A 15,652-nucleotide genomic window follows, 5' to 3' on the forward strand; every position below is an offset into this window, starting at 1 on the left:
CCTTAATCGTGCGTCGCTTCGAGGTAGCGCTTGGTCTGCTCGGCATTCCAGAACACGCCCTTGGCAGGATTGTAGGTGCCGGTACTCTGGATCTGGGTCCACATGTGCTTGAGCGTCTGGACCGACAGGAAGCCGATCCGGCCCGACAGCACGTTCAGGTAAGTGGCAACCAGCTGCATGCCGAAGTTGTACTTGTCGAAATCGCAGCCGTTCACGATTTCGAACAGCGACTTGCTGCCGTAGGTGCTGGCGTTGCTTCCGGAGCAGGCGAACACCTCGCTGAAATTCGTGCCCTGGGCGGTCGGCCAGCCGCCGTGGTTCTTCCAGTAGCCCGGCGACTTGCCGTTGCAGGCAGGCTGGGTGCGGGCGTAGTTACTGCTGAGACCGCCGGATAGCGCGCCCGAGGCCGACACGCACACCATGGTTCTCATCGTGGCATGGCTATCAACTGTCCACAGGACGCTGGCCGCACCCAGCCCGGCCTTGGTCAGGCGGCGGCGCGCCGCGCCACGCGCGCTCATCGGCGCCGTGGATCCGGCTTGGTCTGGTTGATGTTCGGTCGACACGGTGCATCCTCACAAGGTTGTTATGCCGAGACGGCTGGCATTTCGAATAAGCAAGAATTATGCCTCGAAAGCATGAGCGTTGAAAATTGCTGCAAAAACAAGCACCTACAGCAAATCGCGCTCATCCTTCGTCCTGCCAGTCTAGCCAGTATGCCGGTCACTGTGTAAGAATTTTCGACAGCCGATCAGAAAAAGCTCTCAGGGACCACCAGGATGTCGCCTGGACGCATCGTGATGTTGGCCGAGATGTCACCATCCTTGATCAGGTCATCGAGGCGTACATGCATGCGCTGCTGCTTGCCGTCGACCGTGCGGATCACGGTGGCGCGGTTGCCCGCGGCGAATTCGGTGACGCCGCCGACCGCGATCAGGACGTCCATCAGCGACATCTCCTTGCGGTATGGCAGGGCTTGCGGCTTGGTCGCCTGGCCGATCACGCGGATCTGGTCGCTGTAATTGCCGACGAAATTGGTCACCACGACGGTCACCACCGGCTGCTGGATGAACTTGGCGAGCGCGCCTTCGATGTCGCGCGCCAGCTGGGTCGAGGTCTTGCCGGCGGCCGGCAGGTCTTCGACCAGCGGCGTGGTGATCTTGCCGTCCGGGCGCACCGGGACCGACATCGACACTTCCGGGTTGCGCCACACAATGATGTTGATGTTGTCGCCCGGACCGATCAGGTATTCCGGGTTGACCACCTGGGTGTCCACCACCGCAGGCGGGGTGCTGGCGCAGCCGGCCATTGCGAACAGGCAGCCGATGGCTGCAGCCTGGGCTGCGCGTTTGATTCCTTGCATCGTTTTCGTGCTCACGTCAAAAATCCCCTGGTTGGCATGGCGGCAGCCGTCTGGCCGAGGCCACTGCCGTACTCGCAAAATTGTCGAGCGCTATTTTATACCATAGCACTTCGGCAATCTTGTGCACAACTGAAAAACGCCTATTGGGATCTTTGCAACAGCTCATGCACATGGCGTACCGGAATCGCGTAGGTGATGCCGCTCGGGTCGGACACCGCGCTTTCCTTCAAACCCTTGAGGAACACCATGTTGATGACGCCGACCACGGCGCCGCTGGCCGGGTCGTACAGCGGGCTGCCGCTGTTGCCGGGATAGGCCGTGCCGTCCAGGTGGTAGATGTCGAAGGAACGGCGCTGCAGCTGGGCGATGGCGCGCGGGTCGAGCTGGCGCGAGTTCAGCGACGGCCGCACCACCGGCGCGATCGCCGCCAGCAGGGCGCGGTGGGTGGCAGCGTGCAGGCCGAGCCGCATGCCGAGCGGATAGCCGGTAAACGCCAGGGCCTGGCCCTCGGCCACCGCGCCCTCCCCTGCCAGCGCCAGCGGCGCCAGGGCCGGCCCGCTCAGGCGCAGGTGGGCCAGGTCGTGCTCGCGGTCGACTGCGGCGACGCGCGCGCTGCGAAAGCTCACCGCTTCCCCGCCGTTGCCGGTGACGATCCCGATTTCCTCCATGCGCGCCACGTCGAGCGTGGCCGGAATCACGTGGGCATTCGTGATCACGCTCAGGCCGTCGCCGACGACGAAGCCGGTGCCGCTGAAGACGATGGCCGGCTGGCGGGTTTTCAGCAGGGTGCCGACGCCGACCACCGAGGGCTTGACCCGGGCCACAGTGCGCGGCAAGGGTTGGGGCGCCTCGCGCGCCAGGTCCTGGGCGGCGACGGGCAGCGCCATGGTGCACAGCAGCATCGGCGCACTCAGCAACAGGCGGCGCAGTCCTTGAACTGGCATGATGTCATTTCGATTAGGAATCAATTGTGTGGCCTCTTTTGCATTTCCGACATTAAAATACAGCATTTGATTCAAAGCAATAGTCGTTGTGCTGAACAAGCAGCGGGTGTGCAGAAATGAAGGAAGTTACTCCTAAAGAACTTTTTCTTCGGCAAATCGTTGTTAAACAGCAATATAGTATTGCTAAATTGCTCTAAACCCATGGATTTGGTGTTGTCCTTGGGAATTCCTGTTGCACAAACACCATTTTTGTGACACTAGCCGCTTATTTTTCCGACCTGCAATTGCAATTGCTCAGTCAACAAGCGATCATGCACACTCTTATTGATTGATAGGCTTGCGTTTTCTGGCGCAAGCCTTTATGGCGAGATCCACGACATGGCAGATATCACAGCCTCAATTCTTACTTTCCTCAAAGCGCTTGGGAAGTACCGCTGGCATGCAGTCTTCATCACCTGGGCCGTCGCCATCGTCGGCTGGGCCGTGGTGCTCAAGCTGCCGAACCAGTACGAAGCCTCGGCCCGCGTCTATGTGGATACCCAGAGTATCCTCAAGCCGCTGCTGTCGGGCATGACCACCCTGCCGAACATCGAGCAGCAGGTGATGTTCATGCGCGGCACCCTGATCAGCCGCCCGAACGTCGAACGCGTCATGCGCATGGTGGACCTGGACGTCAAGGCCACCAACGCCAAGGAGCACGACAAGATCGTCGACGAACTGATGTCGCAGATCAAGATCGCCGGCACCGAGCGCGACGACATCTATACCATCAGCTACACCGCCCCTGACCCGAAACTGGGCAAGGACGTTGTGACGGCGCTGCTGCAAATCTTCGTCGAAGGCGGCGGCAACAAGAAGCAGGATTCGGACAAGGCCGTCCAGTTCATCGACGACCAGATCCGCAACTATGAAGAGAAACTGGCGGCTGCCGAAAACTCCCTGAAAGAGTTCAAGATCCGCCACGTCGGCATGCTGCCGTCGGAAGGCGCGGACTTCGGCACGCGCATGCTGGCCAGCACCGAAGCGCTCAGCACCGCGCGCCTCGAACTGGCCGAAGCCGAGCAGGCGCGCAACGCGATCCGCCGCCGCATCTCGGGCGAATCCCTGCCGGGCGATACCGCCATCGCGCCGGTCAGCAACCCCGAGCTCGACGAACGCATCGCCACCGTCAACAAGACGCTCGACGCCCTGCGCACGCAATACACCGAAGCCCACCCGGACATCGTCGCCAACGCGCGCCTGCTCGAGCAGCTGGTGGCCCGCAAGCGCGACGAAGCGAAAAACCGCAAGCGCAGCAGCGATCCCGGCGCCGGCTACAGCCCGATGCTCCAGCAGCTCAACGTGGCGCTGTCGGAAGCCGAAGCGCGCGTGGCCTCGCTCCAGGCCCGCGTCAACGAATACAGCGCGCGCACCTCGCGCATGCGCACCCAGAGCACCCTGGCGCCGGAAATCGAAGCCCAGCTGGCCCAGCTCAACCGCGACTATGAAGTCAACCGCGACAACTACCAGAAACTGGTGGAACGCCGCGAATCGGCCAAGCTGTCGGGCGATTTGTCCTCGGCCACCGACATGCTGACCTTCCGCGTGATCGACCCGCCGACCGCACCGCCGCAGCCGTCCGGCCCGAACCGCCTGCGCCTGTTCTCGCTGGTATTCGTCGGCGCGCTCGGCGCCGGCCTGGCCGCTGCCTTCCTGATGAGCCAGCTGCGCCCGACCTTCCTGAGCCAGGCCGCCCTGCGCGACGCCACCGGCCTGCCGATTCTGGGCTCGATCAGCATGAACTGGACCGGTGAACAGACCGTCCGCCGCAAGCGCCGCCTGCTGGCGCTCGGCGCCGCGGTGCTGCTGCTGCTGGCCCTCTATGGCGCGGGCGTGACGGCCATCCTGGTCCGTCCGAACGGCCTGTAACCGAATCCAAGGAGCAGACGTGAGCATTATCGAAAAAGCGGCGCGCCGCATCGACCTGGAGCGCGGCCAGGCCAAACCGGCGGCGCCCGTAACGCCATCCCCGGCCGGCATCGACACCATCGAGGCGCTGACTGTGCCTGCCGTGGCCGCACCCGCAGTCGTCCAGGTGGCGCACGCCGAAGAAGCGGCCCCGGCCGCGCGCGGCAACACCCGCAAGGTCGAGCTCGACCTGGGCAAGATGCGCGCCACCGGCATGGTCACCGCCGCCGGCGGACGTACCAGCCTGCTCGAAGACTTCCGCCTGATCAAGCGCCCGCTGCTCAAGCGCGCCTTCGCCGAGCGCACCGCGGGCGCCAATCCGAACAACCTGATCATGCTGACCAGCTCGCTGCCGGGCGAAGGCAAGACCTATTGCGCGATCAACCTGGCGATGAGCATCGCGATGGAGCTGGACCACACCGTGCTGCTGGTCGACGCCGATGTGGCGCGCCCGTCGGTGCTGCGCACCCTCGGCCTGCCGGCCGAGCGCGGCCTGATGGACCTGCTGATCGACGACAAGCTCGACATGTCCGACGTGCTGCTGCGCACCAACGTCGACACCCTGAGCATCCTGGCCGCCGGCACCAGCACGCCGCGCGCCACCGAGTTGCTGGCCAGCTCGACCATGGCTGCGCTGGTCCGCGAAATCGCCAACCGCTACCCGGACCGGATCGTCATCTTCGATTCGCCGCCGCTGCTGCTCACCAGCGAAGCACGCGCGCTGGCCTCGCACATGGGCCAGATCGTGGTCGTCGTCGAATCCCAGACCACGACCCAGCACGCAGTCAAGGAAGCGCTGCACCAGCTGGAAGGCTGCCCCAACGTCAATCTCATCTATAACAAGACCAGGGACATTCCCGGCATCGAAGAGACGTATGACTACCATTACGGCTAAATCGCCACGCCGGGCCCTGCGCCTGGCGCCGCTGGCGGCCGCCGCCATGCTGCTGGCATCGGAATGCCAGGCCGGCTGGAAGATCTATCCGACCATCGGCGTCACCCAGACCTATACCGACAACGTCAACCTGCGCCCGCGCGGCCAGGAAGAGTCGCAGTTCGTCACCGAAATCAACCCGGGCCTGGCCATAACGGGCAGCGGGCGCCGCTACAAGGTCGCGGCCAGCAGCCAGTTTCGCCACTACGAATACAGCGATGGCGACCTGCCCGGCACGATCGACAACCTGCACGAATACAGCTTCGCCGGCCAGGGCATGCTGGTCGACGACCTGCTGTTCATCGACGCGGCCGGCGGCTCCTCGCAGCAGCCGGTGTCGGCCTTCGGCCCGCAGCTGGGCAATAACCTGTACGCGACCGGCAACCGCGCCAGGATCAAGACCTGGCGCATCACCCCTACCCTCGACAAGCGCTTCAGCAACGATGCCCGCGCCGTGGTGCGCTACTCGCGCGATTCGGTCGATGCGGGCACGGTCAACCGCTTCGGCAGCAGCCTGGGCGACACCCTCAGCGCCAGCCTGGACAGCGGATCGATGTTCCAGGCCCTCGGCCTGGGCCTGAACTACCAGCGCCAGGACCTCGAGAACGACCTGACCGGCGAATCGTCTTCGGAATCGGCCGGCACCAGCCTGCGCTACGCCCTGAACCGGCGCTTCGCGCTGACCGCCACCGCCGGCTACGACCGCTACGACTACGAAGGCCCGGGCGGAAATACCGCGGGGCGTAACTGGTCGGCCGGTTTCGACTGGGCGCCATCGCTGCGCACCAGCGTGAGCGCCGCGATCGGCCGCCATTTCTATGGCAAGACGGGCAAGCTCAACGCCAGTCACCGCAGCCGCTACACCAACTGGAGCATCGTGTACGACGATGCGATCACCAATAGCCGCTCGCAATTCCTGCTGCCGGCGGCGATCGACACCACGGCCCTGCTCGACCGCCTGTTCGCGACCACCATCACCGATCCGGTGCTGCGCCAGCAGGCGGTGGCCGGCTATATCCGCACCAACGGCCTGCCGCCTTCGCTGGCCGAGAGCGTGAATTACCTGACCAACCGCTACGTGCGCCAGAAGCAGCTGCAGGCTTCGATGGCCTACACCAAGGGGCGCAGCGGCCTGATCGTGTCGGCCTTCAGCAGCGAGCGCATCGCCTTGTCGAACCAGCAGAGCGACGCTCCGTTGCTGGGCACCGAACTGTCCTCGCTCAACGACAACGTGCGCCAGAAGGGCGTCAGCTCGAACTACACCTACCGGCTCAGCAGCCGCACCAGCGCGCTGGCCTCGGTCCTGCTGATGCGCAGCCGTTCGCTCGAGACCGGATACGAAGACAACAGCCGCCAGCTGCGCATCGGCCTGACACGCCGGCTGGGCAACAAGCTCAGCGCAGCGGCGGAATTCCGCCACATGCGCGGCGGCGTCGGCATCAATGCGGGCACCTACCGGGAAAACGCCATTTCGGCCACCCTGTCCGCGCAGCTTTAAGGAGCAGCAAGCGATGTACGAAACTTATTATGGTCTGTCGGCCAAGCCGTTCCAGCTGCGCCCGGATCCCCATTTTTACTTCGGCAGCAAGGGCCACAAGCGCGCCATGGCCTACCTCGAGTACGGCATGTCGCAGGGCGAGGGCTTCATCGTCATCACCGGCGAAGTCGGTGCCGGCAAGACCACCCTGGTGCGCAACCTGCTCAACAAGATCCCGCTCGACCAGATCGTCGCCGCCCACATCGTCAACACCAGCCTCGATCCGGAAGACACGCTGCGCATGGTGGTGTCGAGCTTCGGCTTGCCCTACGAGGGCGCCAGCAAGGCCGAGCTGCTCAACCGCCTCGAGCAGTTCCTGCGCGGCGTCGACCGCCAGGGCAAGCGCGCCCTGCTCCTGATCGACGAAGCCCAGAACCTGAATGCGCGCACGGTCGAAGAGCTGCGCATGCTGTCGAACTTCCAGACCGACGACCGCTCGCTGCTGCAGACCTTCCTGCTCGGCCAGCCGGAATTCCGCACCACCCTGCACAGCCCCGGCATGCAGCAGCTGCGCCAGCGCGTGATCGCCAGCTACCACCTGGGCCCGATGGATGCGCAGGAAACCCGCGCCTACATCGAGCACCGCATGGCCACGGTCGGCTGGCAGGGCGACCCCGCTTTCGACGACGGCGCCCATGCGGCGATCTTCGCCTACAGCGGCGGCATCCCGCGCAAGACCAATACGCTGATGGACCGCGTGCTCCTGATGGGCTACCTGGAAGAGATGCACGCCTTCACCGAAGCCGACATCAGCGAAGTGGTGCGCGACATCTCGCAAGAATTCGAGCTCCCCGAGGGCGCCGGCGCATCCGACCCAAGCGGCTCGGCCGCCATGGCGCATGACGAACTGCGCACGATGGACACCCGCGGGGGCGATCGCCGCGCGAGCGTGGAGCTGCTCGACGAACGCATGATGCGGCTCGAGAAATCGATCGTCTCGGTACTGTCGATCCTGAAAAAAATCGTCGCCACGCCGCAGGGCGCGGAGGCCCAGCAGATGGACAACCAGGAATGAAACCCTACGAACCGGTCGCGCGCCAGGCTCCTGCCCCAGGTGAGCGCATCAAGAACGCCATGACCTGCGACGTCGAGGATTACTTCCAGGTCTCCGCTTTTGCCCCCTACATCGACCGCGACAGCTGGCCTGCGCGCGAATGCCGGGTCGAAGCCAACATGGAACGCATCCTGGCGCTGTACGAGCGCCACGGCGTGAAGGCGACCTTCTTCACCCTCGGCTGGATCGCCGAGCGCTATCCCGCCATGGTGAAAAAGATCGTCGCCGCCGGCCACGAGCTGGCCAGCCACGGCTACGGCCACCTGCGCGCCTCCGACCAGAGCCGCGCCGAATTCGACAACGACATCCGCTCGTCCAAAGCCCTGCTGGAAGACCTCGGCGGCCAGGCCGTGCTGGGCTACCGCGCGCCGAGCTTCTCGATCGGCCACGCCAACCTGTGGGCGCTGGAAGCGCTGCACGAAGCCGGCTACCGCTACAGCTCGAGCATCTACCCGATCGCGCACGACCACTACGGCATGCCGGACGCACCGCGCTTCGCGTTTTATCCGCACGGCCCGGACGGCCTGCTCGAAGTGCCGGTCACCACCGTCAACATGTTCGGCCGTAACCTGCCGGCCGGCGGCGGCGGCTATTTCCGCCTGCTGCCCTATGCGCTGTCGCGCTGGATGATGCAGAAGGTGAACCGCGAAGACGGCCAGCCGGCGCTGTTCTACTTCCACCCGTGGGAAGTCGATCCCGGCCAGCCGCGCCCGGAAGGCCTGGACGCCAAGTCGCGCTTCCGCCACTACGTCAACATCGACCGCATGGAAGCCCGCCTCGAACGGCTGGCACGCGATTTCGCGTGGGACCGCATGGACCGCATCTTCCTGGACAAGAAATAAAAAGTTAGGCAAACCCGCACCATGAACTCGATCATCGAAGCCGCCCAGGCCAAACGCGCCGCCCCGGCGCAGGCTACCGGACCACAGACCCTGCACCTGCTGCAGCCGCAGGATTACGCCCGCTGGGACGCGTTCGTGCGCGCCTGCCCTGAAGCCACCTTCTTCCATCTCTCGGGCTGGCAGAAAGTGATCGAGGAATCCTTCGGCATCAAGACCTGGTTCTATTACGTCCAGCAGGACGGCCAGATCCAGGGCGTGCTGCCCCTGGCCGAGATCAAGAGCCGCCTGTTCGGCCACTCGCTCGGCGCGATGCCCTTCTGCGTGTATGGCGGCGTGGCCGCGCTCGACGATGGCGCACGCAGCCTGCTCGACGATGCTGCCGACAAGCTGGCGCGCGAACTCGGCGTGGGCCACCTGGAATACCGCGGCATGCAGCGCGCCCACCCGGGCGACGACAGCTGGCACACCAAGGAACTCTACGTCACCTTCCGCAAGGAGATTTCGAGCGACGACGAGGTCAACCTGAACGCCATCCCGCGCAAGCAGCGCGCCATGGTGCGCAAGGGGATCAAGCTGGGCCTGAACGGCGTGGTCGAGGATAACGTCGACCGCATGTTCGAGGCCTATGCCAACAGCGTGCTGCGCCTGGGCACCCCGGTGTTCCCGAAAAAATACTTCGCCAAGCTGCAGCAGGTGTTCGGCAAGGAATGCGAAGTGCGCTCCATCTACACCAGCGACGACCGTCTGGTGGCCTCGGTGCTGTCGTTCTACTGGCGCGACGAGGTCGTGCCCTACTACGGCGGCGGCATGGACCTGGCGCGCGAAGTGGCCGGCAACGATTTCATGTACTGGAACCTGATGCAGGCCGCCGCCGCGCGCGGTTGCAAGATCTTCGATTACGGCCGCAGCAAGCTCGGTACCGGCGCCTACGACTTCAAGAAGAACTGGGGCTTCACCGCCGAGCCGCTGCCGTATGAATACAAGCTGTACGCATCGAGTGCGCTGCCGGACAACAATCCGCTGAACCCGAAGTACCAGCTGTTCATCAAGATGTGGAAGAAGCTGCCGCTGCCGGTGGCGAACTTCCTCGGCCCTTACATCGTGCGCAACCTGGGATAACCCGTGGAAGACCTGCTCCTGCTGATCCACCGGATCCCCTACCCGCCGAACAAGGGCGACAAGATCCGTTCCTACCACCTGCTCAAGCACCTGGCGCGCGACTACCGCGTGCACCTGGCGACGTTCGTGGACGACGCCGACGACTGGCAGCATGTGCCGACCGTGGAAAAGCTGTGCGCGAGCAGCCATTTCGCCAGCCTGAACCCCTTGCTGGCGCGCGTGCGCAGTTTAAAAGCGCTGGCCACCAACCGCTCGCTCTCGCTCGACTACTACCGCGACGCCGGCATGCAGCGCTGGGTCGACGAAACCGTCGCCGCCCACGGCATCGAGCGCGTGCTGGTGTTCTCCTCGGCGATGGCGCAGTACGCCGACAAGTACCCGAGCGCGCGCCGCGTGGTCGACTTCTGCGACGTCGACTCGGACAAATGGCGCCAGTACGCCGACAAGAAATCCTGGCCGATGAGCTGGCTGTACCGCCACGAGGCGCGCCAGCTGCTGTCCTATGAGCGCCAGGTGGCGCGCGACTACGACGCCTCGCTGTTCGTATCGAGTCCCGAAGCAGACCTGTTCCGCCAGTTGGCCCCGGAAAGCAATGCGAAGATCGGCTTCTTCAGCAATGGCGTGGACACCGACTACTTCTCGCCGGATGCCGTGAATACCAGCCCGTTCGCCATTGGGGAGCGCGCCATCGTCTTCACCGGCGCCATGGATTACTGGCCGAACGTGGATGCGGTGCAGTGGTTCGCCGATGACGTGATGCCGCTGCTGCGCGCGCGCTTCCCCGACCTGAAGTTCTACATCGTCGGCGCGCGACCCTCGCCGGCCGTGCTGGAACTGGCCAGGCAGCCGAACATCGTCGTCACCGGCACCGTGCCGGACGTGCGCCCGTATATCGCGCACGCCCAGGCGGCCGTGGCGCCGCTGCGCATTGCGCGCGGCATCCAGAACAAGGTATTGGAGGCGATGGCGATGGCCACCCCGGTGGTGGTCTCGCCCCAGGCCCTGGAGGGCATCGACGCCGAGCCGGGCCTGGAGCTGGTATTGGCCCAGGACGCCGCCGGTTTCGCCGACGCGGTCGCCGCCCTGCTGGCACGCAGCGGCAACGAGATCGGCCTGGCCGCCCGCGCCAAGGTCGAAAACAAATACAGCTGGCCGAGCAACCTGGCCTGCATCGGAGAGCGACTCGAATGTTCCTGACACCGCCACCCGGCATCATCGACAGCCCGGTCCACACCCCGGCCACCCTGCCGCGCACCAACATGATCATCCTGGCGCTGGCGCTGCTGGCGCCCTTCGCGCTGTATTTCGCCACCGCCTCCTCGATGGTGTCGATCTGGAACAGCTCCGAGACCTTCGCCCACGGCTATATCATCCTGCCGATCAGCCTGGCGCTGATCTGGCGCCAGCGCGCCTGGTTCGGGCAGCTGCCGGCGCAGCCATGGCGCCCGGGCCTGGTCCTGCTGGCCTGCGCCGGCGCGGCCTGGCTGGCCGCCCGCATGGGCGACGTGCAAGTGGTGATGCAATACGCCTTCGTGACCATGTTCCCGCTGGCCGCACTGACCCTGCTGGGCCCGCGCCTGGCGGCGAAATTCACCTTCCCGCTGCTGTTCCTGCTGTTCGCGGTGCCGTTTGGCGAAGTCTTCGTCGGCCCACTGATCGAATACACCGCCGACTTCACGGTATGGGCGGTGCAGGCCACCGGCATCCCGGTGCTGCGCAACGGCACCCGCTTCGAGCTGCCCACCGGCAGCTGGTCGGTGGTCGAGGCCTGCAGCGGCATCCGCTACCTGATCTCGTCGATCACCCTGGGCTGCCTGTACGCCTACCTGACCTACCGCTCCAACCTGCGCCGCACGGTGTTCATCGCCCTAGCGATCCTGGTGCCGATCGCCGCCAACTGGTTGCGCGCCTACGGCATCGTCATGATCGGCCACCTGAGCGGCATGGAACTGGCCACCGGCGTGGACCACCTGGTCTACGGCTGGCTGTTCTTCGGCGTGATCATGTTCATCATGTTCTGGATCGGCAGCTACTGGCGCGAAGACGAGCTGCCGGCGTCGGCCACTGCCCCTGCGGCCGCCCCGGCCGCGCCGGGCCGGATCCAGGGCGCGGCGCGCTCGCTGCTGCCGATGGCGCTGGCCGTGGTGGCGCTGAGCGCCGTATGGCCGGCCTTCGCCGCCTTCAACGACCGCGCCAACCACAATCCACAGGCGGTGGTGCTGGCCGAGCCGGCCGTGTCCTGGCCGCTGGCCCCGACCTTCCCTGACTGGCAGGTCGACTACATGGAACCGGACGCCCGCATCGCCCGCGTCTACCGCGCGCCGGAAGGCCGCCCGGTCCTGCTGCAGATGCTGTACTACCGCAACCAGAGCAAGCAGAAGGGCCTGATCAGCTCCGTCAACCGTCTGGCCGGCGAGAAGGATGCCTTCCACGAAACCGCCTCGGCGATGCGTACCGAACAGGCGGGCGGCCACAACCTGCCGCTGCGCGAAGCGGTGCTCGACGGTCCCGGCGGACCGCTGGTGGTCTGGCAGGTGATGTGGGTCGATGGCCGCTACACGGCCAGCAACGTGGCCGGCAAGCTGCACCAGGCCAAGGGCAAGCTGCAGTTCCGCGGCGACGACGGCGCACTGGTGGCGATCGCCGCACCATTCGACGGCAGCAATGCGGACGCCGCACGCGCCACGCTGCGCGCCTTCCTCGGCCAGCATTTCGCCTCGGTCGACGGCGCGCTGCTGCAGGCGCGCGGACGCTGACGCATGCGCGACGATTCCGCCCACCTGAGCATGCAGCGCCCCCTGGTCGTGCACCTGACCTATGCGCTCGACGTCGGGGGACTGGAAACCCTGCTGGTGGACTGCATCAACCGCATGCCGCCGGAACGCTACCGCCACGCCGTGGTGTGCCTGACGCGGTATACCGATTTCGCCCAGCGCATCACCCAGCCGGGCGTCGAGGTCTACGCCCTGGGCAAGCCGCCCGGGCTGGGCCTGGGCACCCACCTGAAGTTCTGGAAGCTGATGCGCAAGCTGCGCCCGGCCATCCTGCACACCTATAACCTGTCGGCCCTGGAATATGCCTTCAGCGGGATGCTGGCCGGGATCCCGGTGCGGGTACATGCGGAACACGGGCGCGACGCCGGCGACCCGCATGGCCTGAACCCCAAGCACAACTTCCTGCGCCGCCGCCTGGCGCCCTTCATCGACTGCTTCGTCCCGGTTTCCGAAGACCTGCACCGCTGGCTGGGCGAGACGGTGCGCATCCCGGCGGCCAAGACCCTGTTCATCAAGAACGGCGTCGATACCGACAAGTTCGCCGCAACCACGGCGGACACGGGCGCTTCGCCCTGGGACGGCGGCGATCATTTCGTCATCGGCACCGTGGCGCGCATCCAGGACGTCAAGAACCATCGCGACCTGGTCACCGCGTTTGCCCGCCTGCGCGAGCAACTGCCGGAGCAGCGCGCGCGCCTGCGCCTGAGCTTAGTGGGCGACGGTCCCCTGATGGGGGCGGTGCGCGAGCAGGTCGCCGGCCTCGGGCTGAACGACGTGGTCTGGCTGCCCGGCGCGCGCGCCGACGTGGCCAGCCTGCTGCACGGCTTTTCGCTGTTCGTCCTGCCCTCGCTGGCCGAAGGCACGCCCGTCTCGATGCTCGAAGCCATGGCCTGCGGCCTGCCGGTGGTGGCATCCGGCGTCGGCGGCATCCCGGAAGTGGTCACCGACGGCCGCGAAGGGACCCTGGTCGCGCCGCGCGACGTCGATGCCTTGGTGTCGGCGCTGGCCGCCTATGTGCGCGACCCGGTCCTCCTGCAGCGCCATGGCGAAGCCGCCCGGGCGCGCGTGGAACAATCCTTCAGCATGCGGGCGATGCTGGAAGAATACGGCAAGCTGTACGACCGCCTGTGCCAGCAGAAACTGCGCCGGCCCCAGGCCGCGGCGCTTAAATAATATTAAACTAACTTCAAGTTAGTTTAGAGCAACTTAAGGAACACCCAGAATTATGTGCGGAATTGTCGGCATCCTGGATACCCGCGGCAGCCGCGGGATCGATCGCGAAGCGCTGCGACGCATGAACGAAAGCCAGCACCATCGTGGCCCGGACGAGGGCGAACTGTATCTGGAGCCGGGCCTGGGCATGGGCCACCGGCGCCTGTCGGTGATCGACATCGCCACCGGCCAGCAGCCCTTCCGCAGCGCGGACGGCAGCATGACCCTGGTGTTCAACGGCGAGATCTACAACTACCGCAAGCTGCGCGACGAACTGATCGCGCTGGGCCACGTGTTCCGCACCAGGTCGGACACCGAAGTGGTGATGCAGGCGTATCAAGCCTGGGGCGAGGATTGCCTGCGCCGCCTGCGCGGCATGTTCGCCTTCGCGCTGTGGGACCGCAACCGCCAGCTGATGTTCATGGCGCGCGACCATGTGGGCGTCAAGCCGATGTTCTATTCGCTGCTGCCCAATGGCCTGTTCGTGTTCGGCTCCGAGCTCAAATCGATCATGACCTTCCCCGAACTGTCGCGCGAGCTCAATCCGCGCGCGGTCGAGGAATATTTCGCCTTCGGCTACGTGCCGGAGCCGAACACCATTTTCAATAACGCCTTCAAGCTCAGCCCGGGCCACTGCATCACGCTGCGCGTCGGCGACACGCAGGTAACGCCGCACCGTTACTGGGACCTGCCCTTCCGCCCGCACGCGCCGCGCCCTGAAGCCGAGATCATCGAAGAACTGGCCGCGCGCCTGCAGGAAGCGGTGCTGTCGCAGACCGAATCCGAAGTGCCACTGGGCGCCTTCCTGTCGGGCGGCGTCGATTCGAGCGCCGTGGTGGCCATGATGGCCCAGCAGGGCAAGGAGCCGGTCACCACCTGCTCGATTGGCTTCGACGACCCCGAGTTCGACGAATCGAAATACGCGTCGATGGTGGCGCAGCGCTACGCCACCCGCCACCATGCCCAGGTGGTCAGCAAGGACGACTACGGCCTGGTCGACACCCTCGCCGGCCTGTACGACGAGCCGTACGCCGACAGCTCGGCGATCCCGACCTACCGCGTCTGCCAGCTGGCGCGCCAGCACGTGACGGTGGCGCTGTCGGGCGACGGCGGCGACGAGAACTTCGCCGGCTACCGCCGCTACCGCTATGCGATGGCCGAGCACAGCGTGCGTTCGAAACTGCCGGCCGGCCTGCGCAAACCCTTGTTCGGCACCCTGGGCGCGCTGTACCCGAAGGCCGACTGGGCGCCACGCATGTTCCGCGCCAAGACCACTTTCGAGGCCCTGGCGCGCGACCTGGTCGAGGGCTACTTCCACGGCGTGTCGATCATGCCGGACCGGGTACGCGACGAATTGTTCAGCGACGGCTTCCGCAGCCGCCTGCAGGGCTACCGCGCGATCGAGGTGATGCGCGGCCATGCGGCCAATGCGCCGACCGACGACCCGCTGTCGGTGCTGCAATACCTCGACTTCAAGACCTACCTGCCGGGCGACATCCTGACCAAGGTCGACCGCGCCAGCATGGCCCACTCGCTGGAAGTGCGCGTGCCGCTGCTGGACCATACCTTCCTGGAGTGGGTGTCGGGACTGCCGTCAGACGTCAAGCTCAAGGGCGGCGAAGGCAAGTACATCTTCAAGAAGTCGCTCGAGCCCTTCCTGCCGGACGACGTGCTGTACCGCTCCAAGAAAGGCTTCTCGATCCCGGTCGCGGCCTGGCTGCGCGGTCCGCTGCGCCAGGCGGTGCGCGACGCAGTGCTGAGCCAGCGCCTGCTCGACACCGGCATCTTCAACGAGAAGTATCTGCGCCACATGGTCGAACAGCACGAGTCGGGCGCCAGCGACTACAGCGCCCCGCTGTGGTCGGTGCTGATGTTCGAAGCCTTCCTGCGCGTCAGCCTGGAGCGCTGAAACGCAAAGCGCCCGGC

At 65.6% G+C, this 15,652-nt stretch carries 13 protein-coding genes; 10 read left to right on the top strand and 3 right to left on the bottom strand.

What is annotated here, in order from left to right:
• Window positions 1–2: 2 nt before the first annotated feature.
• The 3 genes from AC56LR_RS08740 to AC56LR_RS08750 form a co-directional block, all read right to left on the bottom strand.
• On the bottom strand, window positions 3–521 hold the full coding sequence (locus AC56LR_RS08740) for a hypothetical protein (protein WP_497129540.1): 519 nt from the start codon (window positions 519–521) through the stop codon (window positions 3–5).
• A gap of 230 nt (window positions 522–751) precedes the next feature.
• Window positions 752–1,363, bottom strand: coding sequence for an XrtA/PEP-CTERM system exopolysaccharide export protein (locus AC56LR_RS08745; protein WP_497129542.1), 612 nt, complete (start codon window positions 1,361–1,363; stop codon window positions 752–754).
• A 140-nt stretch (window positions 1,364–1,503) separates the two neighbouring features.
• Window positions 1,504–2,307 carry a S1 family peptidase gene (locus AC56LR_RS08750; protein ID WP_497129544.1) on the bottom strand — a complete coding sequence of 268 codons (804 nt, stop codon included), beginning with the start codon at window positions 2,305–2,307 and terminating at the stop codon, window positions 1,504–1,506.
• 378 nt (window positions 2,308–2,685) lie between these two features.
• On the opposite strand from AC56LR_RS08750, the gene AC56LR_RS08755 reads away from it, so the two are divergent.
• From AC56LR_RS08755 to AC56LR_RS08800, 10 genes are read left to right on the top strand one after another with little or no spacing between them, the layout of a single operon-like run.
• Window positions 2,686–4,215: an XrtA system polysaccharide chain length determinant gene (locus AC56LR_RS08755; protein WP_497129546.1), complete on the top strand. Its 1,530-nt coding sequence runs from the start codon at window positions 2,686–2,688 to the stop codon at window positions 4,213–4,215.
• 19 nt (window positions 4,216–4,234) lie between these two features.
• Window positions 4,235–5,149 carry an XrtA-associated tyrosine autokinase gene (locus AC56LR_RS08760; RefSeq protein ID WP_497129548.1) on the top strand — a complete coding sequence of 305 codons (915 nt, stop codon included), beginning with the start codon at window positions 4,235–4,237 and terminating at the stop codon, window positions 5,147–5,149.
• Window positions 5,130–6,686, top strand: a complete 1,557-nt coding sequence (locus AC56LR_RS08765; RefSeq protein ID WP_497129550.1) for a TIGR03016 family PEP-CTERM system-associated outer membrane protein — start codon at window positions 5,130–5,132, stop codon at window positions 6,684–6,686. The genes AC56LR_RS08760 and AC56LR_RS08765 overlap by 20 nt, the downstream gene beginning before the upstream one ends.
• A gap of 13 nt (window positions 6,687–6,699) precedes the next feature.
• Window positions 6,700–7,740 carry an XrtA/PEP-CTERM system-associated ATPase gene (locus AC56LR_RS08770; RefSeq protein ID WP_497129552.1) on the top strand — a complete coding sequence of 347 codons (1,041 nt, stop codon included), beginning with the start codon at window positions 6,700–6,702 and terminating at the stop codon, window positions 7,738–7,740.
• Window positions 7,737–8,621, top strand: coding sequence for an XrtA system polysaccharide deacetylase (locus tag AC56LR_RS08775; protein WP_497129554.1), 885 nt, complete (start codon window positions 7,737–7,739; stop codon window positions 8,619–8,621). Before AC56LR_RS08770 ends, AC56LR_RS08775 begins: the two co-directional genes overlap by 4 nt.
• Before the next feature lie 21 nt (window positions 8,622–8,642).
• On the top strand, window positions 8,643–9,740 hold the full coding sequence (locus AC56LR_RS08780) for a FemAB family XrtA/PEP-CTERM system-associated protein (RefSeq protein WP_497129556.1): 1,098 nt from the start codon (window positions 8,643–8,645) through the stop codon (window positions 9,738–9,740).
• Window positions 9,741–9,743: 3 nt separating this feature from the next.
• The gene (locus AC56LR_RS08785) at window positions 9,744–10,937 is read left to right on the top strand and encodes a TIGR03087 family PEP-CTERM/XrtA system glycosyltransferase (protein WP_497129558.1); all 1,194 of its coding nucleotides are present in this window, start codon (window positions 9,744–9,746) and stop codon (window positions 10,935–10,937) included.
• Window positions 10,928–12,496 (top strand): exosortase A, encoded by a 1,569-nt coding sequence (xrtA, locus tag AC56LR_RS08790; RefSeq protein WP_497129560.1) that lies wholly within the window; start codon window positions 10,928–10,930, stop codon window positions 12,494–12,496. The genes AC56LR_RS08785 and xrtA overlap by 10 nt, the downstream gene beginning before the upstream one ends.
• Window positions 12,497–12,499: 3 nt before the next feature.
• Window positions 12,500–13,687, top strand: a complete 1,188-nt coding sequence (locus tag AC56LR_RS08795; protein WP_497129562.1) for a TIGR03088 family PEP-CTERM/XrtA system glycosyltransferase — start codon at window positions 12,500–12,502, stop codon at window positions 13,685–13,687.
• Between the two features lie 52 nt (window positions 13,688–13,739).
• Complete coding sequence (locus AC56LR_RS08800) at window positions 13,740–15,635, top strand: XrtA/PEP-CTERM system amidotransferase (RefSeq protein WP_497129564.1); 1,896 nt, start codon at window positions 13,740–13,742, stop codon at window positions 15,633–15,635.
• Window positions 15,636–15,652: the final 17 nt, after the last annotated feature.

The organism is Telluria sp. ZT3P39, from assembly GCF_059685935.1.

What these genes read in the sequence shown, in the direction of transcription:
- xrtA (WP_497129560.1), top strand. Translation starts at nt 10,928, where the DNA reads ATGTTCCTGACACCGCCACCCGGCATCATCGACAGCCCGGTCCACACC.
- AC56LR_RS08795 (WP_497129562.1), top strand. Translation starts at nt 12,500, where the DNA reads ATGCGCGACGATTCCGCCCACCTGAGCATGCAGCGCCCCCTGGTCGTG.
- AC56LR_RS08775 (WP_497129554.1), top strand. Translation starts at nt 7,737, where the DNA reads ATGAAACCCTACGAACCGGTCGCGCGCCAGGCTCCTGCCCCAGGTGAG.
- AC56LR_RS08780 (WP_497129556.1), top strand. Translation starts at nt 8,643, where the DNA reads ATGAACTCGATCATCGAAGCCGCCCAGGCCAAACGCGCCGCCCCGGCG.
- AC56LR_RS08770 (WP_497129552.1), top strand. Translation starts at nt 6,700, where the DNA reads ATGTACGAAACTTATTATGGTCTGTCGGCCAAGCCGTTCCAGCTGCGC.
- AC56LR_RS08745 (WP_497129542.1), bottom strand. Translation starts at nt 1,363, where the DNA reads ATGCAAGGAATCAAACGCGCAGCCCAGGCTGCAGCCATCGGCTGCCTG.
- AC56LR_RS08765 (WP_497129550.1), top strand. Translation starts at nt 5,130, where the DNA reads ATGACTACCATTACGGCTAAATCGCCACGCCGGGCCCTGCGCCTGGCG.
- AC56LR_RS08800 (WP_497129564.1), top strand. Translation starts at nt 13,740, where the DNA reads ATGTGCGGAATTGTCGGCATCCTGGATACCCGCGGCAGCCGCGGGATC.
- AC56LR_RS08740 (WP_497129540.1), bottom strand. Translation starts at nt 521, where the DNA reads ATGAGCGCGCGTGGCGCGGCGCGCCGCCGCCTGACCAAGGCCGGGCTG.
- AC56LR_RS08755 (WP_497129546.1), top strand. Translation starts at nt 2,686, where the DNA reads ATGGCAGATATCACAGCCTCAATTCTTACTTTCCTCAAAGCGCTTGGG.
- AC56LR_RS08750 (WP_497129544.1), bottom strand. Translation starts at nt 2,307, where the DNA reads ATGCCAGTTCAAGGACTGCGCCGCCTGTTGCTGAGTGCGCCGATGCTG.